Here is a 26,216-nt window from a genome sequence, read left to right as displayed (position 1 = left end):
GGCGTGTTTTTTTATTAGACTAAATTTTTTTGTTTTGAGCGTAAAGGATGAAAACGAGGAAAGTGGCTAGGATCCCATAGATGGAACCGATATAGCCGATATTTCCCAGTGAAGTAACACTGACGGCTTGGGCTGCAGTCAATGAACCCAGCGAGATCCCTAGGTTAGCAAAGATCGAATTGAGCGATGATGCTAGATCAAGGGATTGGGGATATTTTTTCTCAGCGATATCTAAAAACATCAGCTGAGTTGAGGCACCATAGCTAGCAAAGCAAACGCAAAGTAGAGCGATCGTTGCTGCACCTAGCCACGGAAGCTGAATTGCTGGTCCTAAGAGCAACATCAATAGTGTCATCGTGATATAGACGTAGCGGAGTGGCTTTAAGCCACCATTATCGGCTAAATAGCCACCAAACTTATTGCCAATGATAAAGAAGATCCCCATCCCAAACAATAACCAGTTGAGCCAAGTGTTATTAAAGCCCATTTCATTAGTGAAAAGTGGACGGATATAGGTATAGATCGTATAGTCAGCGGCGCACACAGCTACGACAAAGGCGACACCTAAGAGAACTTGCTTTTCTTTGAGTAGCGCAAATTGATGTTTGAGTGTCCCTTTAAACTGAGGGGTATCTTTAGGCACGAGCCAAAGCAGTAGGCATAAGACGATAAAGGTGATCGCACTGATCATCCAAAAGCTATCGTGCCAGGAAAAAGTCGTACTGATCAAAGTTCCAAGGGGGATCCCGATGATCGAAGCTAAACTAAAACCGGCAAAGACCCAAGAAACTAGGCTAGCTCGTTTATGCCGCGGTGCAATGTAGTTGGCCATGACCAAAACGATCGAAATGATCGCCCCAGCTACACTGGCGGTCAAGATCCGCGACAATAGAAGCGAAGTAAAGTTAGTGGCTAAAGCGGTCCAAGTATTGCCGATAAAAAAGATCAAGATTAGTGCTAGTAAGACACGATGCCGTAAAAAACGATTGCCAAATGAGGTTATAAGCGGAGTGCTCAGCGCATAGACAAGTGCAAAAATGGTGACTAACAGCCCAAGTTGTGATAACCCAGTCCCAAATTCACTCGAAATGTCTGGTAAGACCCCGACGATAATATACTCATTACATCCGAGCATAAAAGCGATAAAAATAAATAAACATGCCTGTAAGCGATATTTCATGATAATTGCGGTCCTTTCGATTTAAATTGCATATATCATTTTAAACCACAAAACCGCTTTTTGGCTATTAATTTTTACCACCCTAATTCAGCCGCATTTTTAGGCAGTTGGAGTTTTCCTGCTGCTTCTTCGCTAAAGACTTGCTCTAAGATCGCAAAGGCTTGTTCTAACTGAGCTGTGGTGATCACAAGTGGTGGTTGGAAGCGTAAGATATTGCCCCGTAGACTGATCATGATCACACCTAGTTCAAAAGCACGGTGGATGATCTTGGTCGCAATCTCGGTGGAAGGCTGTTTAGTCTTAGGGTCAACGATATCGATCCCACCATTGAGGCCATACATTCTGACATCACCGATAAAATCGTATTTTGCTTGAGCTTGTTGGAAAAAGGTCGCCGCTGATCTGCCTAGTTCTGTCGAGCGACGTAAAAGCTCTTCTTTTTCGATGATTTCAATAGTAGCTATAGCAGCTGCTGCAGTGAGGGGATTTCCTGCAGTAGTAAAAATATGAGCCGGAGCGTCCAACGCTTCCATGATCTCAGCTCGTCCGATCACTGCACTTAGTGGAAGCCCAGATGCTAGTGATTTGCCGACGCTCATGAGATCGGGTTCAAGCTCGAAATGTTGGATCGACCACCATTTACCGGTTCGTCCCATGCCCTGATTGACTTCATCGACTGCAAATAAGATCCCGTGTTCATGAGCAAATTCATAGACTTTTTGGAGATACTTTGTCGGTGCTTTGATGATCCCACCATCACCTTGGATCGGTTCGATCAAGATGCAGGCGACTTCATCAGGAGGAAGATAGGTCTCAAATGGTAACTTAAAGGCTGCAAACATTCGCTCTACAAATTGCTCTTCAGTCTCTTGCGACGCTTTTTGCCAGGGGTCGGGATAAGGTACTTTGATGATCCCGGGAAGTAAGGGACCGAGCTTGCGGGTCATGTTCAAACTGACACCCGAAGCAGTCAGAGAGCCATAGGTCGAACCGTGATAAGCTCCGGTAAAAGTCACGATGTATTGCCGCCCAGTATAGGCGCGCGCAAATTTGATGATCGCATCATTGGCATCTGAGCCAGAATTTCCCCAGGCTAACTTGACAGGTCCTGACATTGGTGCAAGTTTTGTTAATCTGGTGCTCAATTGGGCTGCAATCTGATTAGCAAAATAGGCTGGTGTGTATTGGATCAACTTTTGAGCTTGCTGGGTGATCGCTTGGACCACCGATGGATGACAGTGCCCAGTGTTGGTCGATGAGGCGGAGGCTAAGAGGTCGATATATTCTTTGCCGTCAGCATCAGTCAATAGGGCGCCGTTTCCTTGTGCGATCACGAGATCAAAGTACTTGATCCGTGATTGCGAAGCTAAACTGCGGGCTTCTTGGTGAAGTAATTCATCATTTTTTGCCATAGTAGCACCTCATTTCTTTTTCTTAAAAAAAGATTACGTGTATTATAAATCTATTAATGAAAGATTTAAAGTATATTTTTTAAGTAATTTAGGGAAATTAAGGCTGCTATAACTTAAAATTGAAAATAACTTGTGTGATATATAAGCGCCGTTTTGTTAAAGATTTTGTTATAATAAAGCAGAAAGGCTCGAATAGTAAAATTAAGAATTAGCCGTGATTTTTACAGAAAAAATTTAGAATATTAATCAAAAGGAGTGATTGGAGTGTCAAAGCCGGCAATCGATATCTTTGCCCATGTCTTGCCTCCTAAATTTTATCAGTAATTATTACAGTTAGCGCCAGAGTTGATTGTTGGGGCTGTTATGACGGTCCTCGAGGCAATTTTGACACCTAAAGAGCGCGAGCAGATCATGTATTTAAACTTTGAAAAATTAATGGCAGGTGATATGAAGTGACCAATTTGGAATATCCGCCTTTGTTTAGATTGTATGAACTTGAGATCAAACCAGAAAAGAAAGCGGAATTTTTAGCTTTAGGACAGAGAAATTTGAATTTATCGATCAAAACTGAACCGCAGACATTAGCGATGCATGCAACTCATATTGATGAAAAGGGGCTGGAGAATCTAGTCTTTGAGCTCTATCAAGATACTGCGGCGCAAAAACGACATCAAGCCTCACCGCAATTTCAAAAGTACGCGACTTTTGCTAAAAATGCGATCGTCAATCGCAAGGTGATCGATCTGATCCCAGAATTATTACTGGAAAAGTTTGATTTTTTAGGTAAAGGGACGCCAGATAATGTGACGGTAAAATTAGCTAAATTACAATTAGAAAAATCCAGTGCTGCTGCCTTTAAAGCTGCCGTCTTTAGTGAAATGCACCAAGCGATCGTACTTGAACCCGGTGTTTTAGCGATGTATGCAGCAACGGTCCAGAATAAGCCGGATGAATGGATCTTTTTAGAATTCTATCAAGATAAACAAGCTTATGCCAAGCACCGGGAGACTCCACATTTTAAAGAATATATCAAAAAGACTACTGATCTAGTGGCAAAAAAAGAGCTATTAGATCTAACAGCTGATACTTTAGTCAGTCAGGGGAATTTGAGTTATGAACGTGGGGAAAATTAATATTAGAGAGACGTTATTTGCGTCTCTCTTTTGTTTTTGGCTCAAATACGCTAAAATTTAGGTGTATTTCAGTAAAGTGAGTGTGAAAAATGGAAATTGATTTAAGGCTGATGCGGGCAAGTGACTATGATGAGATCTTAAAGATGGTGATCACAACTTGGGATTATCGCTCTTGGGTCCCCAAAGACCTGGTTGAACCGATGGCAGAATACTTTTTGAGTGATCTTTTGCAAAAATCAGATCATATCGTTGTGGTAACGGTCGACGGTAAGCCTGCCGGGATCTGTGCCGGCGACGTTTTAGACTATACGAAGATCCAGCGCTTTTGTTTGCGGAAAAAGACTGCTGCTTTAGGTGCAATCTTAAAGCAGACCGAACCTGATTCAATCTTTGAAAAATATATTCAAACGATGGCATTAGATCAGGAGCTGTTACTTCAAAGTAAACGTGAATTTGAAGGGAGTCTCAATTTATTGTTGGTCAATGGAAAATATCGTGGTCTAGGTTTAGGGAAAAAATTATACAACAACTTCTGTGAATATTTACAAAAAAATGGTGTCAGATCATTCTATTTATATACAGATGATTCATCGGATTATGGCTTCTATGAACATAATGGCTTAGAAAAATTGGTAGAAAAGCGTTTTTATTGGGATGAAGGCAACGAAGAGACCGCCGAGACTTATTACCTTTATGGGCGAGACTTTAACTAAGCAAAATCTTTACAAATTTAGCTTTTATCGTTAAACTTAGGTGGATAATAATTCACAAAAGAGGGTGTAAAGCTTATGTCGATGCTGTTTTCAACAGCTAAAGTAGCGTCATTAAATCTAAAGAATCGAGTAGTGATGTCGCCCATGCGGACGTATAGTGTCCAAAAAGGTGATGGTGTCTTAAATCCGTTGCATTTTGCTCATTATGGAGCACGTGCGGTCGAGCAAGTTGGGTTAGTTATCCTTGAGATGACCGCTGTTGAACCTGAAGGGCGCACGACTGAGCACGATTTAGGCTTGTGGAACGACGAACAGGCAGAAGAGTTAAAGCGTCTGGTCGATTTTTTGCATAGTTTGGGCACAAAAGTTGGGATCGAACTCGGACATGCAGGCCGTAAAGCTAAAGCTGAGTCGGTACCAGTTGCACCGAGTCTTGTTGAAGCCTACAGTGATGATTACAATGAACCAAGAGCCTTGAATATCGCTGAGATCAAACGCATCCAAAGTGCTTTTGTAACTGCAGCTAAACGAGCTATACAGGCTGGAGTTGATCTGATCGAGCTCCAGGGAGCTGAGGGCTTTTTGATCGATGAGTTCTTTTCGCCAGTCATCAATCGGCGAGATGATGAGTATGGTGGTGAACTTGCAGGGCGTTATCGCTTCGTGCAAGAGATCATTACTCAGATCAGAGACTTTTATACGGGGCCATTGTGGGTCCGCTTGTCGTTAGATGATTATGCTAAAGAAGATGAGCAAAATAAGCTAACTGAGTGGCAAACTATCAGTCAATGGCTCGAGCGTGATGGGATCGATTGCTTGAGTATCACGACTGGTGGGCTATTTGATAAAAAGCCAGACCATATTTATGAAGGCTGGCAAGTTCCATATGCAACAGCAATGAAAAAGGCAGTCAACTTACCGATCGCAGTTACAGGGATGCTACTTGATTCAAAGTTGTGTGAGTACATTTTAGAAACAAAACAAGCTGATCTGATCTTGGAAGCTCATGTATTTGATACAAATGCACGCTGGGTCGTTGAAGCTAAAAAAGAATTATACGAAAAATAAATATAACGGGCTAGAGATCAGTAGTAAATCTCTAGCCCGTTATGTTTATTTTTGTTTACGTTTGATCTCTAGTTTACGTAAGAATGGTAAAATAACACCCATTCCAAAGATCAAGAAGACAAAGAAGAAATTCATCATCAATTCATGCGTGAATTGCTTTGTTCCAAAGTGTGCATTTTGCGGAATGAATCCCATTGTCGCACAGACAAATGTGAATAAGAAACACCAGAAACCAACGAGCAAAGCCCCGGTACGGTTTTTGATGAAGATATAGTCTGAGCTAAATTTATCCTGTTGCCATCTAACGGCGATGAACGCAACAAAGACTAAACAGGTCTTATAAGGGGAAACGATCCCATTTAAGTTAAGCAACCAGTTATAAATGGAGTTGATATCAGGTAAAGTCCCACTCAAAAGTAAGAGGACCAAGGCGATCCCAGCGGTCAAAGTATAACTGTGGACAGGACGCCCGTTTTTGTTGGTCTTCGTGAGCCAAGTTGGCATGTATTTTTGATTGACATCGCCGGCAAAGACGCGACTGGCAGCATCGATCAAGACTGCAAGCTGAGCTAACATGAAAAATGATTGGACAACAGCAAAGACATACATCAAACTATTGTCCCAGCCTAATTGTTGGCTTAAAAGTTTGAAAGCGTAATAAGGACCGTTCATCTTGAAGTCGTTAGGGATATTATTGGCATCAAAGAAGACTGCCAAAGCTAGCGTTCCAAAGATCGTCAACGCCCCAGTCATCAAGGCGAGCATCCACATAGAGCGTGGGAAATCACGTTTAGGATTTTTCATGCGACTGATGTAAGGTGCTGCAAGTTCAGCCCCAGACATCGCAAAGATCAACAAACCGGTCGTTGAAAAATAGTGCAAACTGAAATTAGGTTTGAATGCCGACCAATCAAATGGTTGTGTTGCGATATGTGCTCCATGTGTCAAGGCATAACCTGTCATTAAAACAAAGAGCATTGACATGATAAACATTGCGCCCCCACCGATCAAGGATAAGATCTCTAAGGCGTTTTTGAAAATATTTTCCAAAAGAATGAAAGCTAAAATGATAACAAATGTCAGTAAGCCAAAAGTAAAGGTGGACATGTGACTGCTCAATGTAGCATCACCCAAGATGATCCAACTAAAGGATACGATGATCGAGTTAGAGACATCGACTAAGTATGGGATAGTTTGGACCCAATACATCCAGGAAGTAGCGTAACCAAAGAGATCACTGCCAGTCCCACGTCTGATCCACGAAGCAAGTCCACCTGCTTGTTGGTCGAAGGTCAAACCTAATTGGCTGACGATCAATTCGTAGGGAATGACATAGACAAACAACATGAAGATCCAAGAAATAACTACCGATAGCCCTTGATTTTGAAAAGGATAAAAGATATTTTCAAAACTGATGATCGTAACAAAATCAAGTAAAGTTAAGACGAGCCAGGGGGTATATTTCTTTTGGTTGAGTGAGTTTTGGTTTAAAGTATTCAATTTTATCTCCTTTAATTAATGCAAAATTTGAGTTTATTTTGCATTAACACCGGGATGCTTATTCGAATGCACGCGAATTTCTCCTTTATGAAAATAATTACTTTTTCCATTTTAAAGAATCCTTTATGAAATTACTACCATAAATTTGTTTTTTCTTATGAAAAAATATAAAATTGTTTTGAAAAAGTGAGTAGGTGAAAAAATGAAGAAATATCTAAAGATAGCTACTCCCGCCAAGTTGCAGGCAGACGTAGCTAAGAAGTGGCCAACTGTAGAATTGACACCTGAAGTATCTGGCACTAAATTAGCCGCACTAGTGATCGAAGCAGGTGATCTCAAACAACGTGCGCTCGCTGAATTGATCTGTCAGCGTTCTGGGCTAAAAATACCGCTGATCGAAGTCACGGCGGAAAATATCGATGCCGATATGAAAAGAGTGTTGGAATCAGCCACGGCTTATGAAAAAGAAAATGTGCCCACCTTTTTATTAGATCTGATCAATTTTGCCGATGAAAAAGCAGTCAGCTTTACCACACCGGGACACCATAATGGAAATTTTTACACGCGGCATCCAGCTGGTGAAGTCTTTAAAAACTTTTTCGGCGATAATTTTTTATATGCTGACGTCAGTGACACGATCCCTGAATTGGGCGATACCTTGACCCATGGTGGAACGCCGTTGACAGCTGAAAAACAGGCGGCTAAAGCTTTTAACGCCGATAAAGTATATTTTTGTACAAATGGGACTACTAGTTCAAATACGATCTGTGCGACCGCTGCATTGACCGAGGGCAATCTCGTGCTCTTTGATCGAAATAACCATAAATCGCTCTACAACAGTGCCCTAGTGATGACAGGGGCTAAACCGGTCTATTTAAAGACTGATCGTGATCCTTTAGGGTTGATCGGTCCTTTGGTAGGTGAAGAGTTAGATGAAAAAAAGATCCGCCAACAGATCGCATTGGTCGATCCTAAAAAAGCCAAAGCTAAACGGCCTTTTAGACTAGCGGTCTTACAACTGGAAACATATGATGGCGTCTTTTATGATGCACGGTATCTCATTAAAAAGCTCGGACCACTGTGTGACTATATTCTATTTGATTGTGCTTGGGGCGGTTATGAACAATTTGTCGATCTGATGAAAGAATTATCTCCGCTGAGTTTGGAATACGGTCCAGCTGATCCAGGGATCTTAGTGACCCAATCTGTGCATAAACAGCAAGCTGGGGTAGCCCAAACTTCTCAGATCTTGAAAAAAGATGCACACTTAAAAGGGCAAAAACGTTATATCGATCATAAACACTTCAATAATGCCTACCTTAAATACGTTACAACGAGTTACTCTTATCCGATCTATGCGTCTTTAGCAGTCAATGCAGCGATGGCAGCTAGTTCGGCTAATCATGCGTGGTGGGAAGAAACACTGGTCAAAGGGATCGAATTTAGAAAGACATTGTTGCGTCAAAGCAAGCTGTTTAAACCACTCGTTCCCACAAAGATAAACGGTATTTCCTGGGAAAATATCCCGACTGAAAAGCTAGCGGCTGACCTAAGCTTATGGCAACTTGATCCTAAAGATACCTGGCATGGCTTTAGTAAAGTTGCTTTAGGAGAAGCAATCATCAGTCCTTTGAAGTTGACGATCACCTCTCCGGGAGTCGAGCTAAAGACAGGTAAATATACTGAAACGGGGATCCCGAGCCCATTAGTCGGCGAATTTTTATTGGAAAAACGGATCATTCCGGGTAAAGCCGATCTTTATTCAACACTTTTCTTTTTGACTCCCGGTGAAGATGAGCTCAGTTTACAGACATTGCTGACGGCACTATTAGAATTTGAACGACTCTATTTGACAGATGCCCCGTTAGAAAAAGCTCTCCCCCGTTTTTATCGGCAAAATAAAGAACGTTATGCTGGCTATACTTTAAGACAGTTATGTCAAGAAATGCATGAGTATTTTAAAGAACAAGAGATATACCATTTACAACAAGCCTTATTTATCAAACCAGAGCTGCAAGCCTATAGTTGTTTACCACGCACGGCTGATCTTGCGTTTATGCGGGGACAAGGCAAGTTGGTCCCACTCGATGAGATCGAAGGTAAAGTCGCACTTGAAGGGGCCTTGCCCTATCCGCCTGGAGTCTTTATCGTCGCACCGGGTGAAAGATGGCAAGCACTAGATGTTGAATATTTCAAGGTACTGCTTGGGGCAATGGAAAATTTCCCGGGTTTTGAACCGGAGATCCAAGGTATCTATCTTGAATGGGATGACAGTGGACATCTAAGTGCAGCGGGCTATGTTTTAGATGATATTTAGATAGCAAAAAAGCGCCTTTTACGGGCGCTTTTTTTGATAGGCAAGGCGTGGAGTGTTGTCATCAGTCAGGATGATCCCACAATAAGTAAAGCCATTTTTTTCGATCAGGTGTTGCATGCGTTTATTATTTTGATGAGTGTCGATCCGGATATTTGGTTCGAGCTGTTCACAAAAAGCTAATGCCTTATTAAAGACACCTTTGACTTTCCCGTTGCCGGCAATACGATGGATCGTACCATAGGGCTGGTCGTTTAGCCAAGACCCTTCTATTTGCTGATAAGTTGGGTCTTCACCTAGGATAAAGGCAAAAACGCCACCGATGTTTCCTGCTTCTTCAATGACATAGAGGTGTTTAGCAGCAATATCAGCTTCTAAGAGCTCCAATGCTGGATGACTTTTGCCCCATTGATCTGGATTGTTGTCTTTTGCCATCTGAGTACGAGCAAATGCATAAATCGCACTGATCGCGGGTAAATCTGCGGTAGTGGCTAAGCGGATCGTCAAATTTATTCCTCCTCGTTAAAATATTTAGCTTAATTCTAGCAAAGAAAAATTTTTTTGCAAGAGGGATTGCATTTACGAAAAGTAAGTGTTATTGTATTGATAACGATTTGAAAAGAGGAATTACGATGAAGACTTTAGTTATCAACAATATGGCTCATACATGTTGTCCTTCTTCGCGCCAGCTAGCGAAGAAGGTTCATTTGCGTTGAGTTTTTTAACGTAACTAGGAGGCTTCTTCAACGTAAGAGGGCGCAGACTTTTTAAAGTTTGCGCCCTTTTTTTCTACTCAGATCGCAGAAAGAAGGGAAGAACATGATATATCAAGACGTATCACAGCTGATCGGTCAGACACCGTTGATAAAACTTGCAGTCAAAACGCCAAATAATGTATCGATCTATGCCAAGTTAGAGATGTTTAATCCAGGTGGCAGTATTAAAGATCGTTTAGGCGAGTATCTCATGGATGATGCGCAGGCAAAAGGCTTGTTGACAGCAGAAACGACGATCATTGAACCTACAGCGGGCAATACTGGAATCGGTCTAGCTTTAGCAGCACAAAAACGTGGCTTAAAAACGATCTTAGTCGTGCCCGAGAAATTTAGCCAGGAAAAACAGATCTTGATGCGTGCCTTAGGTGCAAAAATAGTACATACGCCAAGTGAATTAGGGATCAAAGGTGCGATCGCCCAAGCTAAGAAATTAGCTGCCCAGATCACGGATAGCTACTTGCCGCTACAATTTGAAAATTCGGCCAATCCAGCTGCATATGCGACTAGTCTGGCGCCAGAGATCATTACTGAATTTGAAAAAAATAAGTTGAGTTTAGCTGCTTTTGTAGCTGGGGCTGGCAGTGGTGGGACCCTTGCTGGGATCACGCAAGCTTTAAAGCAAAAATTTCCTGGGTTAACAGCTGCCGTGGTTGAACCAGAGGGCTCAATCCTAAATGGTGGTGCGCCCCATAGTCATTTGACGGAAGGAATCGGGGTTGAATTTATACCGCCCTTTTTCGCTCAAACTAAGCCCGATGCGATCTATACGATAAGTGATCGGGAGGCGTTTGCGCAAGTCAAGCAACTGGCACTGACAAATGGTTTGTTTGTCGGAAGTTCGAGCGGAGCGGCGTTGGCAGCTAGCTTGAAATTAGCACAAAAGCTGCCTCAAAACAGTAATATCGTCACGATTTTTCCCGATAGTTCAGAACGTTATTTAAGTAGACATATTTATCGATTTGAGGAGTGGTTAACTGTTACCAAAAACATAGAATAATGTAGAAAAATTTGTTATAACAAACCATGGAAAGAAGTAAAAATGTGAGTGGTTATCATGACAATGTTAAAACCGAAAGAAATGGCTGAACGTTTAGGTGTTACAGTCAGAACTTTGCAAATTTGGGATAGTAAAGGTGTGTTAAAAGCATATTGGACTCCCACCAATCGAAGATATTATACTGAAGAACAATATTTAAACTATATTGGTAAATCAGAGTCCAACAAGCGCAAAGTAGTCGCCTATGCTAGAGTATCAACAAATAGTCAAAGAGATGATTTAAAAAATCAAATTGACTTTATTAGGCAATACGTTAACGCTAAAGGCGTTGTTTTAGATGAAACAATTACTGATGTTGGTAGTGGGCTTAACTACAATCGAAAAAAGTGGAATAAATTGCTAGAAGAAGTAATGAATAATCAGATTGATACGATTTACATTACTTATAAAGATAGATTTATTTGTTTTGGTTATGAGTGGTTTGAACGATTATGTAAAATACACAATACTAAGATTGTGGTATTGAATAATGTTGAAACTAGTCCAACGCAAGAAATGATTGATGATATGGTGAGTATTGTACACGTATTTTCCTGTCGTTTATATGGTTTACGTAAATATAAGCATAAACTAGAAAACGACAGATCTTTGAAAGATGGTGAAAATAATGGTGTTAAGAACCCAAAAAGTTAGACTTTATCCAAATAAAACCATGCAGAAAGTCTTAGATGACTTGTGTGATTATCGCAGATATTGCTGGAATGCTGGTTTGGCTTTATGGAATGATATGTATGAAGAATCATTGATTTTAGAAGATAAAAAGTTAAAACCAACACAATACAAGGTTCGTGATGAATTGGTTGCAAATAAAGAGGATTGGCAATACCGACTATCTGCACGTTGCTTACAACTAGCAATTAGCGACTTAAATAAAGCGTGGAAGAACTTTTTTGATAAGGCACAAGTTGATTGGGGTAAACCACGTTTTAAATCAAAGAAAGCCACTAGACAGGGTTTTAAAACTGACCGTGCCAAGATTATTAAGGGTAAGTTGCGCTTGGATAAACCACATAGAATTAAGAATTGGTATGACATTCGCATGAGTGGCGCTAAGTTGTTAACTGGTGAATTAAAAGTTGTTTCAATTTACCGTGAAAATGGTAAATATTGGGCAAGTTTACCTTTTGAGATCGAAGTGGCAAACAAAGCTAAAACTAACCGTGTAACAGCGGTCGATGTCAATGTTGGGCATATCAACTATACGGAAGGCAAAATTAATACATTGCCAGATAATCTAAAACGATTGTATAAGCGTATCAAATATTATCAACGTATGTTGGCTAGAAAGAGTGTTGTAAATGGGAAACGAGCTACTAAAAGTAATAATTATGTTAAGACGAGAGCCAAGTTTCAACGTGATTATCGCAAAGTAGCTAATATCCAACATGATATTATGCAGAAGTTTACAACTCAATTAGTTGAAGAATACGACAAGATCGTAATTGAAGACTTGGCGGTTAAAGAAATGCAGATGACTCATTTTGCTTCCAAAGGGCTACAGCGTTCAATGTTTGGTTATTTCAGACAGATATTGAGCTATAAGTGCGATTGGTATGGTAAAGATTTGCTTATCGCTGATAAATACTATCCAAGCACACAACGCTGTTCTAACTGCGGTTATGTTAAAACTGGTGAAGAAAAAGTTGGGCTTAATGGCAACTTAAAATATGGAACTAAGCACAACGAATATATCTGTTATGAATGCGGAAATATTATGGATAGAGATGAAAACGCAGTGTTGAATTTATTAGCACTGATATAAAAAATACAGGGGTGGGCTACACCCTTAAACTGTAAGAGTTAGTCACTGTCATTACCCTCTCGTTAGGATATGGGAATACTAATGTTGACGGCAGTAAATAAAATTAGGAAAGGAAAAACTATATAATTCTTTCTAACAATGTAGAAGAATGTACTTAAACTTCTATATTGTTCTACATTTTATATAGCAGGAGATTTAAATGAAATTTGATTCAAAGTTGATCCACGGTGGTATCAGTAATGATAAGACAACAGGTGCAGTGAGTGTACCGATCTATCAGGTCTCGACCTATAAGCAAGCCGAGTTGGGGGGGACACCAGCGTATGAATATTCCCGAACTGGTAATCCAACGCGCCATGCACTTGAACAATTGATCGCAGAGCTAGAAAATGGGAAGCGCGGGCTAGCCTTTGCTTCGGGTTCGGCAGCGATCCATACCGTGTTTAATTTATTTTCTAAGGGTGATCATGTTGTCGTAGGAAATGATGTATATGGCGGAACTTTTCGGCTGTTGAATACAGTTTTAAATCGTCTTGGTCTGGAATTTACCGCAGTCGATACCCGTGATTTAAAAGCGGTCAAACAAGCGATCCAGCCGAATACAAAGGCACTGTATTTAGAGACCCCGACTAATCCCTTGTTACATGTCTCTGATTTGAGTTCATTATCTGACTTAGCCCATGTTAACGATCTCTTGGTGATCGTGGATAATACTTTTGCGACTCCGTATTTGCAACAGCCGTTAGATCTAGGCGCTGATATCGTGGTCCACAGTGCTTCAAAATATCTCGGGGGACATAGCGACCTTGTGGCAGGCTTAGCGGTCACTAAGAGCCAAGCACTCGGGGATCAATTAGCTTACTTACAAAATGCGATCGGGGCTATTTTAGGTCCACAAGATAGTTGGTTACTACAACGGGGGATCAAGACATTAGCGGTCCGGATGCGTGTGCATAATGAAAATACGCGAGCTATCTTTGAATTTTTGCAAAAGCATGAAAAAGTTGCTAAGATCTACTACCCTGGTGATCCAAGTGCGCCAGAGCATGAACTTGCTAAAAAGCAAATGCGTGATTTTGGGGGGATGATCTCATTTGAGTTGATAGCTGGGGCCGATGTAAAAGCCTTTATCGAATACCTGCGCTTGATCACGTTAGCCGAAAGTTTAGGCTCAGTGGAAAGTTTGATCGAAGTACCTGCGATCATGACACATGGAGCTATCCCACGTGAGATCCGGCTAAAAGATGGGATCAGCGATGAATTGATCCGACTATCAGTGGGGATCGAAGCTAAAGAAGATCTGCTACAAGATCTAGAGCAAGCTTTGGAACAGGCATAGGTAAACTTAAAGAATTCTTTAAAAGTTTTAAGCCGAAAGTTGTGTACAATTAGTAAGTACAGGGAGCAAAAAATAATTGCGAGGTGACGCAAAATCAGATTTTTACGTTTCATTTGGAATCTATTTTTGACCCTTTTTATCACTGCTAGCTTAAGTTTAGGCTTGTTGTGGTTTATGACTAGTCCTTACGCTCTCCCAGTTGTGCGTGAGATACAGACTTTGGTGACTAAGATCGTTCCCGATCAAGGAAAGCTGCTGAATGTCAAAACTGAAAGCATATCCCCAAGTGATCCAACGGTGCAAAGTTATTCTGAGGATACCAATGCGCAGGCGGCAAATGGCGCACGTTGGAGCAAAAACACAGCGACTGTTTATCTTGAAGCAAGTGATGAACGCTTCCGCACCGCCTATTTAAGGGCAATCGAAAATTGGAACCAAACTGGGGCTTTTAACTTTGATTTGACTGATGATAAAAAACGAGCCCAGATCATTTTAAAACAACAAAATGATGCCAATACCAGTGCAGCTGGGGTGACGCATACCATGATAAATCAATTGACGAATCGTCTGACCAGTGCAGATGTCTATCTCAATTCCTATTATTTATTAAATGCGCAGTATGGTTATTCCCAATTACGGATAACTAATACCGCAGAACATGAATTAGGGCATGCGATCGGTTTGGCGCATGATGATGAAAATGTCTCAGTGATGCAGTCGGCTGGATCGTATTATTCGATCCAACCTAAAGATATCGAAGCTGTAAAAGCTCTCTATCAAGGCTAGAGTTATTAGGAGAGGTCTGCTATAGTTGAGAAGTAGCAATGAGGAGGATATTTATGACTTTGAAATTAGTTACAGCAACTCCAGCTGATCTACCTAAGATAAAGGATTTGTATTTGAGTGCTTTTCCAGCCGTAGAACGGATCCCATTTTGGCTGTTAAAAAAGCGCACTAAGACTGAGATAGCCGAATTTTGTAGTCTCTATGACGATGATAACTGGGTCGGTTTTATCTATACGGTCAAAAATGCCGAATTAGTCTATGTGTTCTTTTTGGCGATCAAAGCGACTGAACGCTCTAAGGGGTATGGCAGTGGTTTGATGAAGCTGATAAAAGAGCGTTATCAAGGGCAAATGATCGGCTTAAGTGCTGAAAGGCCTGATGAAGCTGCGGCTAACAACCACGAGCGTTTACGCCGTTTAAAATTTTATGCTAAAAATGAGTTTTTACCGACTGATTTTTATACAGCTGAAAAAGGTGGCGTGGAGTTTGAATTCTTGACCCAAAATGGACAAAAGATCAGACCCCAAGCTTATCCAGAGTTAATGGCACAATGCCTAGGACTGTGGCAAAAATTCTTATTACCGATCAAAGTAGTTAAAGATTAGTCAGAAAAGTGGTTCATTTGAGCCACTTTTTTCATTGGCCTGAAAAATTTGCAAAAAAGCAGATTAAATTAGATAATAAAAATTATCAAACTTAAAGGAAGAAAAATATGAAACGATTAGTGTTGGCAGAAAAACCAAGTGTTGCCCGTGATCTGAGCAAGATCTTGGGCGCAGACCAAAAGCACAAGAATTATTATGAAGGTAAAAATTATGTTGTTACTTGGGCGCTTGGTCACTTGTTGACTTTGAAGATGCCGGAAGATTTAAAAAATGAATGGCAAACTTGGCAAATGGAAACTTTGCCAATGATCCCTAAGTATATCGGGACCAAGCCATTACCTAAAACGCGAGCCCAATTAAAAGCGATCGCTAACTTAGCTAAACGAAAAGATATCTCAGAAGCGATCATCGCTACCGATGCTGGGCGTGAAGGTGAGTTAGTGGCGCGCTGGATCTTGGAATATATTCGTTTCAATAAGCCAGTCAAGCGTTTATGGATATCTTCACAAACTAATAAAGCGATCAAAGAAGGCTTTGCTTCACTAAAGCCAGCTAAAGCTTACGATGATCTTTATTATTCGGCCTTGGCCCGGGCTAAAGCTGATTGGCTGATTGGGTTGAATGTGACGCGTGCTTTAACGGTCAAGTACCAGGATAATTTATCGGCGGGGCGGGTCCAAACGCCAACTTTAGCTTTAGTGGCTAAGCAAGAAGAGAAGATCAGCAAATTTATCCCGCAAAAATATTTTACGATCAGTCTTGAAGTTGCCGGTCAAAGAGCAACACGGGTCCAAAAAGATCCGCATGCATTAAAGGAGCGCAAAGAAGCAGATGAACTCGTCAAAAAGATGAGTTCTCAAAATGGTAAAGTCGAACAGATCACGGCTAAAGATAAGACGATCCCTGCACCTTTACCATACGATCTAACAGAATTACAGCGCGTTGCCAACGAAAAGTACGGCTATTCCGCTAAAAAGACCTTGTCATTAGTCCAAAGTTTATATGAAGTGCATAAGATCGTATCTTATCCTCGGACTGATAGTAAATATCTATCTAATGACTTAAAGGCGACATTAAAAGATCGATTACATGCGATCGCAGGGCTATTTCCGGAAGCTAAACAATATGCGGTCAAGGGCGCAAAAGTCGTTCAAAATAAAGCTTTTAACGACGCTAAGGTGACAGACCACCATGCCTTGATCCCAACGGAACAGTTACCACAGTATAATAAGCTCAGCAGTGATGAACATCGAATCTATACTTTGATTGCCGAAAGATTTATAGGTTTATTTGCAGCACCTCACAAAGAACGCCAAGAAAAGATCGTATTTGCTTTTGGTAAGGAACGCTTTAAACTGACCCAAACAAAAGTCATTGAAGCTGGCTGGAAAAAGAACACGACACCAGAAAAGGCAGCTGCTAAGTTTAGCGAAGGTATGCAAGTTGCGCCACATCTCACGGTCAAAGAAGCCTTAACGACCCCACCTAAGCCTTTGAGTGAAGGTTCACTGCTAGCTCAAATGGAGCGCTATAGTTTAGGGACACCGGCAACACGAGCTGAGATCATCGAAAAATTAGTCAAATCGGAACTGATGGAGCGGACTAACAACAGTTTACGGGTGACTAAAAAAGGCCAACAATTGCTGGAATTAGTCAATGAAGAGCTCGTTAGCCCACAATTGACTGAAAAGTGGGAACAACAACTCGAACAGATCGCTAAGGGAAATTATGATGGCAAAAAATTCTTACGTGAGATCGAAGCTGATACTAAACGCTTGGTTCGTGAAGTGAAGAATAGTCAACAAAAATATCAGGACTTTTCATTGACCAAGAAAAAATGTCCTAAATGTGGTACCTTTTTGAAGGAAAAGAAGGTCCGGGACGGTAAATTGCTGGTCTGCACCAGTGAAAGTTGTGATTACAAGCGCCGAGCTGAGGCAAAAGTTTCCAATCATCGCTGCCCAGTCTGTCATAAGAAGATGTTGATCGTCAGTGGCAAGAACGGTGATTATTTCAGATGTAAATATGATGGGACGACTGAAAAATTAACTGGAGGCAAAAAGAAGAACAAGAAGATGACCAAACACGAAGAAAGACGGCTGCTAAAGAAGATCAATCAAGATGATGAACCACAAGAAAGTGCACTAGCTCAAGCTCTAAAAGCTGCGTTAGGTGACAATAACGCTTAAAATAAATAACGCCCATAAGTAACGCAAACTGCAAGAGTCGACGTTGCTTGTGGGCGTTAATCATTAATTTTTCGCGAGTAATAAGAATTTTAGCCAAAGGACTTGATACCAAGTTTGCTTGATATGTTCTGATCTAGCCTCGGCTTCAGCTATTTTTTCGTCCAGAAATTTTTGGAGTTTACGGTAGATCTTAGTATTCACCATCCAGTTGTGGAAGCGCAGTGAAAACTTAGAGAGGCTGAAAAAGCCTAAAATAAAGAAGGGCACTTGGGGGACAACTGGAAGTAAGATTCCGATCACTCCAAAGATAAAACTAATGATCGCAAGAAGCAACCATAAAAAGCGTTTAATGTGTTTGAACATCGAATCCATCCTTTCTTAGCTGTGTGCAATGTATTCCCTTTCTTGGTTGTTTAGAAAAGCATAACACAGAATTTTTTATTTGTCTGTAAAAGTAATATAAATTTTTATTAAGACTTTAAAGGCGGTGATAAGATGCTTGAAAAAACAATAAAAAAAACATACCAAGTAGCATGTGAAGCAATGCGCCAAAAGCAATACCAAAAGGCGCGCTTTTATTTTGATGAGGTCCGGCAAAGTGAACCGACATATCGTTCGGTCAACTACTTTTTAGCTAAATGTGCATTTGTGCTCAATGAAGCTGAGGAAAATATTTATCCCTTAGTCAAAGCCCATTTAGCCACAGAGACAACTAAAAATCGTGAGGCAGCTTATCAGTTAGCGTTAAAAACAGCAGTCAAGTTCAAAAATGAGACCCAGTTAGCTGAATTTTTAGAGCAAGCAAAAATCGATGCGGTCCCCAAACTGGAGCCTTTTGCTGAAATCTTGACTAAGTGGACCGGCAAAGCCCCCACGCATATGCGCTTTAAATTTATTCAGTTTGCTAAAAATAAGACCCCGATCGCTAAAACTTCTCATCCCAAATATCGGGCGTATAAATTTTTTATCAACGGGATGAGTGAGCTCCAAAAACAACGCTTTGCGGCTGGGAAATGGCAAGAATTAGCGGTCACGAAGCCTAAATTCCTAGAGCTCAAAGGCTACATGTCGTGTTCGATCAGGGATGAACGGACGTATTATCGTAAATATCTACCGAAGTTTCCCGATCTTTTTTTGCGTTCGGTTTTCAATGATCATCTGGAAGAAGACGAGTTCTTCAAGTCAAAATGGGAACGATCCCGCGTATTTTCACTCTTACAGATCCCAGCTTTTGACCGGCCTAAGATCACTGAATTACTGGAGTTAAATGATCTTTTGGATGAAACAGCTGACCGGCATTTAAAAGGGTGCGATGATCTCGTCTATTTAAAGCAGGTAGGTGAAGTCTTGCCCGAAAGTCAAGCGGCTGACCTTTCAGAATTAAATTTGCTCAAGGAATTTGGCTATTTATGCAAGCAGAATTGTGGTCATACGCTACATTTAGCGGATAAATGCCAATATGAACGTAACTTTAGTCAGTTATTGGGCCAGCACTCGCGGCGTAAATTACCCTTAGTTCATCCGCCTAAAACTTATCGTCCGACTAAAGAGCAATTTGCTTTCTTAAAGTGGCTCGCGCAAAATAAGCACGTCATCATCAATTTACTAGGTGTTGGGGGTTCGGGAAAAACTTACACTTTGGGCCAGATCCTTGATCCTAAAAAGACTTTAGCCTTAGCCCCGACACATAAGGCACGGCTGAATTTAGCGCAACACGGTTTCTTTAACAATGATACTTTGCAGCATGTGATCTATGAGATCGAAAATGGTAATGAAGAACTGGTGAATGATTATGAAGTGATCATTATCGATGAGGTATCAATGGCGCCTCTGGAATTACTAGCTAAATTGACCCAGACTTTTAGTACGAAAGTCCGTTATCTGTTGGTCGGAGATGAAAAACAGTTACCGCCAGTCTCACAAGACGAAGACGCATTGAGTGTTTGTGGTGATCCCATGGCCTTGATAAAAGCTAGGGGAGCATGCTTTTATTTTAGAGCTAATCTGCGCTGTAAAGATAAAGCCACGGGTGAGTTGATCGCTGCTTGTCGGGCTGGCGACATCAGGTATTTAGCCCGCAGTCAGGCATTTAAGACGGCAACTGGTAAAGAAATGGTCTTAGCCAAATATCAACACGAAGCTTTGGAAGAGTGTATGATCTTGGCTTATCGCAATAAGACGGTTGGTTTGATCAATCAGCAATTTTACCGCATTTTATCAAAGGGTAAGCAAAAAGTTGTGCCATTTTACTTTCAAAATGGGCTTGGTCGGGGTGGCTTTTTTATCGGGGCAAAAGTCGTTTTCTATCATAACGATGACAGTTTTCAAAATTACGGCTACACGAATAGTGAATTTGGTGAGGTCATAGGACTTGAGCTCAAAAATGATGATGAAGATAGCACGGTAACAGTCCAAACTGAAGTCGGAAAGTATAAGTTGCCCCTGTATCGGGCTAAAAAAGATCTTCTCTTAGCGTACGCCTTAACGATCCACAAAGCTCAAGGTAGTGGATCTAAGCGAGTCTACGTCCTAGAACCAGAAGATCAGGGTCTGGCGTATACAGCGGTCTCACGGGCTAAGCAGGAATTGTTTTTTGTTGGGGTCACACGAACGCAACTCTTGGAAGGAGTGCAGACAGAGACTCCGAAAAAGAAAAACTTGCTAAATTTTATGGATGATAAAAATAAATAGATCTATTTGCTTACAATTTAGTAAAGACTAGTGCTAGAATGTACTTGTTACTATATTTATTTTTAGAAGGGCGGCGGAATTTAGATGTTTAATAATTTCTTGTTAAAAGAAGTGCTCGAACATTCATTCAATATTCCAGTACAAGTGACTTATGCTAATGGTAAGACAGAACGGTACGGAGATGGTGAACCGCAAGTAAAAATAACCTTCCACCGAGATTTTTCGATGCGAGAGTTAGTTCATAATGCTTCATTGACTTTAGGTGAAGCATATATGGATAAAGAGATTGAAATCGAAGGCTCAATCCAAGACTTGATAACCTCAGCCTATGAATCAGCTGGTAGCTTTTTGAACAATAATAAGCTCAAACACTTTTTACCCAAACAATCACATACTGAGCGAAAAAGTAAGTCAGATGTGCAAAGCCATTACGATATCGGTAATGATTTTTATCGTTTGTGGCTCGATAAGACACTGACCTATTCGTGTGCCTATTTCAAGCGACCACAAGATACGCTGGAAGAAGCGCAACTAAATAAAGTGCATCATATCATCAATAAGTTAGACCCTAAACCCGGGAAAACTTTGCTTGATATCGGTTGCGGGTGGGGCACCTTGATGCTGACTGCTTGCAAAGAATACGATCTAAATGTTGTTGGGATCACGTTGAGTAAGGAACAATACGATCTAGTTAACGAACGGATCAAAGCTGAAGGCCTCGAAGATCGGGCTAAAGTCATTTTGGAAGACTACCGTGAGCTCAAACATGAACCATTTGACTATATCACTAGTGTAGGGATGTTTGAACATGTCGGTAAGGAAAATCTAGGTGAATATTTCCAAAAGATCTCCGAATATTTAAAGCCAAACGGCGTAGCTTTGATCCACGGGATCACACGGCAACAGGGTGGTGCAGTCAATGCGTGGATCGATAAATATATCTTCCCAGGTGGTTATGTCCCTGGTTTGACTGAAAATATCGAACATATCATTGATGCAGGGATGCAAGTGGCTGATATTGAAACTTTGCGGCGTCATTACCAAAAGACTTTGGAATTATGGGATCAAAATTTCCGCCGGGCACTACCTGAGATCAAAAAAATCGAAGATGAACGTTTTATTCGCATGTGGGATCTGTATCTGCAAGCTTGTGCAGCTTCATTTGAATCGGGCAACATCGATGTGATCCAGTACTTGATCTCGAAAGGACCAAGTGGTAGCAATTTACCAATGACACGTGAATATATGTATCAAGCATAAAAAATAGGAGATCACGTAGCAATGATCTCCATTTTTTTATGCTTTTTTACGATTAAAGAAGTAAAAGCCACCGCCTACAAATGCGAGGGCTAAGACGATCACGGTCGCTAACGAATAGGTCTCGATCATGGCAACGATCTGAGGCCAAGCTGAACCAGCCATACGACCAACGATGATCAAGACGGTATTCCAGATCAAAGTACCAAGCGTCGTTAAAATGATAAAACTTGTAAATTTGTAATGGGTCATACCTGCAGGAACGGAGATCAAAGAGCGAACTACGGGGACGAATCTGCCAAAGAATAAGGCTAAGACGCCATTTTTTTGGAAGAAATTAGTCGCTTTATTTAGATCCTCTGCTTTGAAACGCAATGTTTGGCCAATTTTACCGTTTAAGATCTTTTCAAGGCGTTCGACAGATAAGAAATGGCCCACCGCATATAAGATCACTGCCCCTAAAACGGCGCCGATCGTAGCTGCGGTGATCGCACCTAAAACATTTAGGCCGGCAGTCAGAGTCAAAAATCCGGTAAATGTCAAAACGACTTCTGAAGGGATCGGGGGAAAAATATTTTCAAGGGCGATCAGCAGTGCGATCCCGAGATACCCATACTGTCCGATAAGTTCGGTCAAAACTGTTGTGTCCATTAAAATTCTCCTCTTAAGTTAATAAATATGATTCTACTGGAGACGCTCCAAAAAGACAACTGAATTAAGCAAATTCATATCAAATTTTGAAATTCCTTAAAAAATAATGGCTACTACTTTTAAAGTAAGACATACAAATAAGGCCCCACCACACTGTATCGTGGTAGAGCCTTGTTTTGTATCGGTAAATATTCAATAAAGTTATTTTACAAACCAGAAATAGGCAATGACCAAAAGTCCTAAGATGATGCGATACCACCCGAAAGCTTTGAAAGTATGCTTTTTGATATATTGCATCAAGAACTTGATCGCAATGATCGAAGTGATGAAGGCTGTGACTAGACCAACAACCAAGATCCAAATTTCTAAAGGTGTAAAGCTAAACCCAAATTTTACTAATTTGAATAGCGCAGCCCCAAACATGACCGGAATTGCCAAGAAGAAAGTAAATTCAGTCGCAACTGTCCGCGAAACACCCAAGATCAAAGCCCCTACGATCGTGGCCCCTGAACGAGATGTCCCGGGAAATACGGCTGCAATCAATTGGAAAAAGCCGATCAAAACTACGGTATAATACGAAAGTTCAGCGATCGAGGTGATCTTAGGTTGCTTATTTTTATGTATATCTTCGATCAAAATAAAAGCAATACCAAAAACGATCAAGGCGATAGCTACGCAGGTCGGGTTATAAAAGAGACGTTCAAAAGTATCATTGAAAGCTACACCGATGATCCCAGCAGGTAAACAAGCAATGAAGATCTTGAGCCACATGACCATGATATCTTTGTCGACATAACGCCAGATACCTTGAGCATGTGCGCTTTTATCGGCTTGGTGGAACGGCCAGATCTTGTGCCAGTAGATCACAACTACGGCTAAGATCGCCCCAAGTTGGATCACCACTTCAAACATGCTGTAAAAATCTTCTGAGACACCAAGTTGGACAAATTGATCAAGTAAGATCATATGTCCAGTACTGCTGATCGGCAACCATTCGGTGATCCCTTCAACGACCCCGAATAAGAAAGCCTTTAAGAGTTCAAGTAACATTTAGTGAAAATTCCTTTCTCAGTATTAAGAATCTTATTCATTATAAGATAAGTTTTTTTAAGTGACAAGTAGAGTAATTTTTAGAGGGCAGCTAAGAGTTAAAACAAGGGGATATTACGCGTACGTGGTATAATTATAGTTAATAAAGTGACAGGGTGATCAAATGACAGAACAAATCGAAATCAGTAACGCTGAGTGGGAAGTAATGCGTGTGATCTGGACCTTGGGGCAAGCAACTAGTCGCCAGTTGATCGAGATCATGGAAGTAAAGCAAAACTGGAAACCAGCAACGACTAAAACTCTTTTAGGCCGGTTAGTCGCTAAAGATGTACTTGAAACTAAAAAAGAAGGGCGTGGCTTTATCTATTCGCCTTTAGTCCAAGAACAAGCAACGATCGATGCCCAGTTGATGCAAAATTTTAGCAATATTTGTCAGATGCATGTGGGCAAGACTTTAGCTTATTTAGTGGAAAATCTCAATTTAACGCAGGGTGATATCGCTAAAATAACTGCCAAACTTGAAGATAAAAAAAGTAGTGCACCCGAGAAATTGGAGTGTGACTGTATTCCGGCAGAATTTCATCGAGTAGGTTGCCAACAATGTAAATGAATTTATCTTATTTAGGAGCGCCTAATTTATTCTTTCGGATATTAAAAAATGTGTTATACTAAGAACGTTAAAAAATATTTATAGTTAGGATGGTTGATATGGACAAAGAACCGATCAAAAACATCAAAAAGATCCTCGTTGGGGTCGATGATTCTGAAGATGCGCAGCTTGCTTTTCGGGTGGCGATGCGTCGGGCCTTGGATCTAGATGCTACTTTATGCATCACTTCGATCCTTGAATCAGATGAGATGAACGTTTTCCAAGCCTTGAGTGCCGATTACATTCATGGTGAACGTAAGGAATTGGAAAAGCACGTTGAAAATTACCGCAAGATCGCACTTCAAGCTGGGATCAAACGGGTCGAAGTCGTAATTGCTGAAGGTGACGCTGGTGAAACTATCATCAAGCGTGTCATTCCGAAAGTTGAACCTGATCTATTGATCATTGGGGCGCTTTCCAAGAAGGGTGTCAAGAAGTTCTTTGGCTCCCAAGCAGCTTATATGGCAAAAAATGCACCGATCTCTGTATTAGTGGTGCGTTAAGAAAAGCGGCAAAAGAGGCTACAGTAAAGATCTAAAAGCAGTCTGGGTTTTTGCTGTTGCCTTTTTTACTTGGATGTGTACTTGAATTACTGCAGGCTCCATTATATTATTTAATAAGGCAAAAAAGGAAAGCTACCTTTTTGATATGCTAATGATAAGATAAGGATAAAGGTTAGATCTATGAGTAAGAGTCAAGTGAGAAAAAAAGACGCCCTTGCGCAAGCTTTATTAGCTCTTTTGCATCATGAGGCAGTCGAAAAGATAACAGTCGATCAACTTTGCCGGGAAGCAAATGTGCACCGGAGTACATTTTATCGCTATTTTCAAGATAAGTACGATCTATTGCATTATGTTTTTCAAACGATCTGGTTGGAACAGATCGATGAGAATAATGTTGTTGATTCGATGATCGAAATGATTGTTCACGATAAGGATATTTTCCGGAATATTTCGATCAACAATAGCAACAATTCCTTATATGCGCTCATGATCGATATGGTTGCTGAACAGATCTTAGAAGCAAGTTTAAATAATCGTTTGCATAATATTCTTTGGATAGAAGAAACGGTGCTCAATGCAACTGACCAAAAATTAGCCGCAGATATGATAGCTGGTGCCTTTTTAACATTGCTGTTCAAATGGGTCGACAGTAACTATCAAATGAGTTCAACCGAGCTGAGTGACTTTATCAAACACTTGCATTGATTTTTTTGAAGAAATAAATTTATCATAATCTTTTACTTTAATTTTAGAATAGTGTACAATGTAATTGCTATTAGTATGGTGGAAACTATACTATCTACGAGGGGTGTGTCATGCCTTCCTTTACAGCAAGCGAGCGCATGGCAGTAGATTAGCGTGTCAGATTTTATTGCTAAGCTTACGAGTTTCAGCGCTCATTGATTTAGAGGGGAGTTAACGTAATGAGTTCATTACAAAAAATGACGACTAACTTATGCCAAGTTTTGCGCTTGCACGAGTATCGTAATAGCAACATGCCAGGTTTGGAAAAACTCGGTGCGATCGATATTTACTATTTGGAAGCGATCTATCAGTTGAAAGATCCAACCATCGGGACGATCTCAAAACTGTTGGGACAATCGACTCCAAATACGAACTATCACATCAAAAAGTTGCTTGAGCTTGGTTTGATTCAAAAAAGGCTAGATGATGTAGACCATCGTGTAACACATCTTTCTGTGACCGATAAATATCACGAAGCATTGGAATCCAATTCCGAATTTTGGAAACTTTTACAAAACCGTTTAGAAGAAACAGTTTCAGTTCGTGATCTGGCTGTTTTTCAACGTATCTTACGTCAATTAGTCGAGGTTTTGTCTGAAGAAACAACACTAAATGATTTTTAAAGGGAAAAGCTTGGATCAAAAATAAAATAAGATGAAGTGTAGTTTGCGATTTGAACTACACTTTTTTTGTGTTTTACAATAAAATAGAATTAGCGCAAAGAAACCAGTAGTGGCTGACTGATATTCACTAGGAAGAGAAATGTGGGGTGGATATTTAGTGGGGAGTATTGTGTGTTACTGGTAAGCGAGATTTAGAAAGGAAAAACTATATTCT

Annotated in this window: 24 protein-coding genes; 17 read left to right on the top strand and 7 right to left on the bottom strand. The window is 40.7% G+C overall.

Translation table 11 applies throughout. The features are described from left to right. Nucleotides 1-19 precede the first annotated feature (19 nt). Complete coding sequence (locus GSR62_RS07520) at nt 20-1,180, bottom strand: MFS transporter (RefSeq protein WP_010688154.1); 1,161 nt, start codon at nt 1,178-1,180, stop codon at nt 20-22. A 74-nt stretch (nt 1,181-1,254) separates the two neighbouring features. Then, nucleotides 1,255-2,592 (bottom strand): aspartate aminotransferase family protein, encoded by a 1,338-nt coding sequence (locus GSR62_RS07515; protein WP_066023527.1) that lies wholly within the window; start codon nt 2,590-2,592, stop codon nt 1,255-1,257. A 452-nt stretch (nt 2,593-3,044) separates the two neighbouring features. Here GSR62_RS07515 and GSR62_RS07510 point away from each other — a divergent pair, with 452 nt between their 5' ends. From GSR62_RS07510 to GSR62_RS07500, 3 genes are all read left to right on the top strand, one after another. Continuing rightward, on the top strand, nt 3,045-3,725 hold the full coding sequence (locus tag GSR62_RS07510) for a putative quinol monooxygenase (protein WP_010688151.1): 681 nt from the start codon (nt 3,045-3,047) through the stop codon (nt 3,723-3,725). 89 nt (nt 3,726-3,814) lie between these two features. Continuing rightward, nucleotides 3,815-4,438 carry a GNAT family N-acetyltransferase gene (locus GSR62_RS07505; RefSeq protein WP_035447763.1) on the top strand — a complete coding sequence of 208 codons (624 nt, stop codon included), beginning with the start codon at nt 3,815-3,817 and terminating at the stop codon, nt 4,436-4,438. A gap of 75 nt (nt 4,439-4,513) precedes the next feature. Continuing rightward, nucleotides 4,514-5,506 carry an oxidoreductase gene (locus GSR62_RS07500; RefSeq protein WP_066023526.1) on the top strand — a complete coding sequence of 331 codons (993 nt, stop codon included), beginning with the start codon at nt 4,514-4,516 and terminating at the stop codon, nt 5,504-5,506. 45 nt (nt 5,507-5,551) lie between these two features. Here GSR62_RS07500 and GSR62_RS07495 read toward each other — a convergent pair whose 3' ends face one another. After that, a complete protein-coding gene (locus GSR62_RS07495; protein ID WP_010688148.1) occupies nt 5,552-7,006 on the bottom strand; it encodes an APC family permease in 1,455 nt (484 codons plus the stop codon). Between the two features lie 202 nt (nt 7,007-7,208). Between GSR62_RS07495 and GSR62_RS07490 the strand changes: the two genes are divergently transcribed. After that, the gene (locus GSR62_RS07490; protein ID WP_066023525.1) at nt 7,209-9,323 is read left to right on the top strand and encodes a putative ornithine decarboxylase; all 2,115 of its coding nucleotides are present in this window, start codon (nt 7,209-7,211) and stop codon (nt 9,321-9,323) included. A gap of 18 nt (nt 9,324-9,341) precedes the next feature. On the opposite strand, the gene GSR62_RS07485 is transcribed toward GSR62_RS07490, so the two are convergent. Then, entirely contained in the window at nt 9,342-9,827 is a 486-nt protein-coding gene (locus GSR62_RS07485) for a GNAT family N-acetyltransferase (RefSeq protein WP_010688146.1), read from the bottom strand. A gap of 312 nt (nt 9,828-10,139) precedes the next feature. Here GSR62_RS07485 and GSR62_RS07480 point away from each other — a divergent pair, with 312 nt between their 5' ends. The 7 genes from GSR62_RS07480 (at nt 10,140) to GSR62_RS07450 (ending at nt 17,834) form a co-directional block, all read left to right on the top strand. Next, nucleotides 10,140-11,093 carry a PLP-dependent cysteine synthase family protein gene (locus GSR62_RS07480; protein WP_066023524.1) on the top strand — a complete coding sequence of 318 codons (954 nt, stop codon included), beginning with the start codon at nt 10,140-10,142 and terminating at the stop codon, nt 11,091-11,093. 57 nt (nt 11,094-11,150) lie between these two features. After that, nucleotides 11,151-11,786 (top strand): IS607 family transposase, encoded by a 636-nt coding sequence (locus tag GSR62_RS07475; RefSeq protein ID WP_066023523.1) that lies wholly within the window; start codon nt 11,151-11,153, stop codon nt 11,784-11,786. Continuing rightward, a complete protein-coding gene (locus GSR62_RS07470; protein WP_225362217.1) occupies nt 11,761-12,915 on the top strand; it encodes an RNA-guided endonuclease InsQ/TnpB family protein in 1,155 nt (384 codons plus the stop codon). Before GSR62_RS07475 ends, GSR62_RS07470 begins: the two co-directional genes overlap by 26 nt. 199 nt (nt 12,916-13,114) lie before the next feature. After that, nucleotides 13,115-14,254, top strand: coding sequence for a trans-sulfuration enzyme family protein (locus GSR62_RS07465; RefSeq protein ID WP_035447775.1), 1,140 nt, complete (start codon nt 13,115-13,117; stop codon nt 14,252-14,254). Nucleotides 14,255-14,380: 126 nt separating this feature from the next. Continuing rightward, nucleotides 14,381-15,040 (top strand): matrixin family metalloprotease, encoded by a 660-nt coding sequence (locus GSR62_RS07460; RefSeq protein ID WP_083213871.1) that lies wholly within the window; start codon nt 14,381-14,383, stop codon nt 15,038-15,040. Nucleotides 15,041-15,093: 53 nt separating this feature from the next. Further along, on the top strand, nt 15,094-15,645 hold the full coding sequence (locus GSR62_RS07455) for a GNAT family N-acetyltransferase (protein ID WP_066023520.1): 552 nt from the start codon (nt 15,094-15,096) through the stop codon (nt 15,643-15,645). Between the two features lie 107 nt (nt 15,646-15,752). Continuing rightward, on the top strand, nt 15,753-17,834 hold the full coding sequence (locus GSR62_RS07450) for a DNA topoisomerase 3 (protein ID WP_066023519.1): 2,082 nt from the start codon (nt 15,753-15,755) through the stop codon (nt 17,832-17,834). A 63-nt stretch (nt 17,835-17,897) separates the two neighbouring features. On the opposite strand, the gene GSR62_RS07445 is transcribed toward GSR62_RS07450, so the two are convergent. Beyond that, entirely contained in the window at nt 17,898-18,197 is a 300-nt protein-coding gene (locus GSR62_RS07445; protein ID WP_035447782.1) for a DUF454 family protein, read from the bottom strand. A 132-nt stretch (nt 18,198-18,329) separates the two neighbouring features. Here GSR62_RS07445 and GSR62_RS07440 point away from each other — a divergent pair, with 132 nt between their 5' ends. Together GSR62_RS07440 and GSR62_RS07435 are read left to right on the top strand one after the other, a co-directional pair. Beyond that, nucleotides 18,330-20,525, top strand: a complete 2,196-nt coding sequence (locus GSR62_RS07440) for an ATP-dependent DNA helicase (protein WP_066023518.1) — start codon at nt 18,330-18,332, stop codon at nt 20,523-20,525. A gap of 84 nt (nt 20,526-20,609) precedes the next feature. Further along, a complete protein-coding gene (locus GSR62_RS07435) occupies nt 20,610-21,785 on the top strand; it encodes an SAM-dependent methyltransferase (RefSeq protein ID WP_066023517.1) in 1,176 nt (391 codons plus the stop codon). A gap of 36 nt (nt 21,786-21,821) precedes the next feature. On the opposite strand, the gene GSR62_RS07430 is transcribed toward GSR62_RS07435, so the two are convergent. Beyond that, nucleotides 21,822-22,433 carry a DedA family protein gene (locus GSR62_RS07430; RefSeq protein ID WP_010688137.1) on the bottom strand — a complete coding sequence of 204 codons (612 nt, stop codon included), beginning with the start codon at nt 22,431-22,433 and terminating at the stop codon, nt 21,822-21,824. A gap of 201 nt (nt 22,434-22,634) precedes the next feature. Continuing rightward, nucleotides 22,635-23,483, bottom strand: a complete 849-nt coding sequence (locus GSR62_RS07425; protein ID WP_010688136.1) for an undecaprenyl-diphosphate phosphatase — start codon at nt 23,481-23,483, stop codon at nt 22,635-22,637. Nucleotides 23,484-23,646: 163 nt separating this feature from the next. On the opposite strand from GSR62_RS07425, the gene GSR62_RS07420 reads away from it, so the two are divergent. The 4 genes from GSR62_RS07420 to GSR62_RS07405 all read left to right on the top strand — a co-directional run bounded on the left by GSR62_RS07420 (nt 23,647) and on the right by GSR62_RS07405 (nt 26,002). Beyond that, nucleotides 23,647-24,093: a CopY/TcrY family copper transport repressor gene (locus GSR62_RS07420; RefSeq protein ID WP_010688135.1), complete on the top strand. Its 447-nt coding sequence runs from the start codon at nt 23,647-23,649 to the stop codon at nt 24,091-24,093. Between the two features lie 98 nt (nt 24,094-24,191). Next, nucleotides 24,192-24,635 carry a universal stress protein gene (locus GSR62_RS07415; RefSeq protein WP_010688134.1) on the top strand — a complete coding sequence of 148 codons (444 nt, stop codon included), beginning with the start codon at nt 24,192-24,194 and terminating at the stop codon, nt 24,633-24,635. A gap of 180 nt (nt 24,636-24,815) precedes the next feature. Continuing rightward, nucleotides 24,816-25,340: a TetR/AcrR family transcriptional regulator gene (locus GSR62_RS07410; RefSeq protein WP_010688133.1), complete on the top strand. Its 525-nt coding sequence runs from the start codon at nt 24,816-24,818 to the stop codon at nt 25,338-25,340. Nucleotides 25,341-25,558: 218 nt separating this feature from the next. Continuing rightward, nucleotides 25,559-26,002, top strand: a complete 444-nt coding sequence (locus GSR62_RS07405; protein ID WP_010688132.1) for a MarR family winged helix-turn-helix transcriptional regulator — start codon at nt 25,559-25,561, stop codon at nt 26,000-26,002. Nucleotides 26,003-26,216 lie beyond the last annotated feature (214 nt).

This window comes from Ligilactobacillus animalis (assembly GCF_009933595.1).
Taxonomy (GTDB): domain Bacteria; phylum Bacillota; class Bacilli; order Lactobacillales; family Lactobacillaceae; genus Ligilactobacillus; species Ligilactobacillus animalis.
Note: the sequence above shows the minus strand (reverse complement) of the source record. Positions and strands in the feature narration are given on the sequence as shown.

Coding starts and splice junctions, on each gene's coding strand:
- GSR62_RS07520 (WP_010688154.1), bottom strand. CDS start 1,180: ATGAAATATCGCTTACAGGCATGTTTATTTATTTTTATCGCTTTTATG.
- GSR62_RS07515 (WP_066023527.1), bottom strand. CDS start 2,592: ATGGCAAAAAATGATGAATTACTTCACCAAGAAGCCCGCAGTTTAGCT.
- GSR62_RS07505 (WP_035447763.1), top strand. CDS start 3,815: ATGGAAATTGATTTAAGGCTGATGCGGGCAAGTGACTATGATGAGATC.
- GSR62_RS07500 (WP_066023526.1), top strand. CDS start 4,514: ATGTCGATGCTGTTTTCAACAGCTAAAGTAGCGTCATTAAATCTAAAG.
- GSR62_RS07490 (WP_066023525.1), top strand. CDS start 7,209: ATGAAGAAATATCTAAAGATAGCTACTCCCGCCAAGTTGCAGGCAGAC.
- GSR62_RS07480 (WP_066023524.1), top strand. CDS start 10,140: ATGATATATCAAGACGTATCACAGCTGATCGGTCAGACACCGTTGATA.
- GSR62_RS07475 (WP_066023523.1), top strand. CDS start 11,151: ATGACAATGTTAAAACCGAAAGAAATGGCTGAACGTTTAGGTGTTACA.
- GSR62_RS07470 (WP_225362217.1), top strand. CDS start 11,761: ATGGTGTTAAGAACCCAAAAAGTTAGACTTTATCCAAATAAAACCATG.
- GSR62_RS07465 (WP_035447775.1), top strand. CDS start 13,115: ATGAAATTTGATTCAAAGTTGATCCACGGTGGTATCAGTAATGATAAG.
- GSR62_RS07455 (WP_066023520.1), top strand. CDS start 15,094: ATGACTTTGAAATTAGTTACAGCAACTCCAGCTGATCTACCTAAGATA.
- GSR62_RS07450 (WP_066023519.1), top strand. CDS start 15,753: ATGAAACGATTAGTGTTGGCAGAAAAACCAAGTGTTGCCCGTGATCTG.
- GSR62_RS07445 (WP_035447782.1), bottom strand. CDS start 18,197: ATGTTCAAACACATTAAACGCTTTTTATGGTTGCTTCTTGCGATCATT.
- GSR62_RS07440 (WP_066023518.1), top strand. CDS start 18,330: ATGCTTGAAAAAACAATAAAAAAAACATACCAAGTAGCATGTGAAGCA.
- GSR62_RS07435 (WP_066023517.1), top strand. CDS start 20,610: ATGTTTAATAATTTCTTGTTAAAAGAAGTGCTCGAACATTCATTCAAT.
- GSR62_RS07430 (WP_010688137.1), bottom strand. CDS start 22,433: ATGGACACAACAGTTTTGACCGAACTTATCGGACAGTATGGGTATCTC.
- GSR62_RS07425 (WP_010688136.1), bottom strand. CDS start 23,483: ATGTTACTTGAACTCTTAAAGGCTTTCTTATTCGGGGTCGTTGAAGGG.
- GSR62_RS07420 (WP_010688135.1), top strand. CDS start 23,647: ATGACAGAACAAATCGAAATCAGTAACGCTGAGTGGGAAGTAATGCGT.
- GSR62_RS07415 (WP_010688134.1), top strand. CDS start 24,192: ATGGACAAAGAACCGATCAAAAACATCAAAAAGATCCTCGTTGGGGTC.
- GSR62_RS07410 (WP_010688133.1), top strand. CDS start 24,816: ATGAGTAAGAGTCAAGTGAGAAAAAAAGACGCCCTTGCGCAAGCTTTA.
- GSR62_RS07405 (WP_010688132.1), top strand. CDS start 25,559: ATGAGTTCATTACAAAAAATGACGACTAACTTATGCCAAGTTTTGCGC.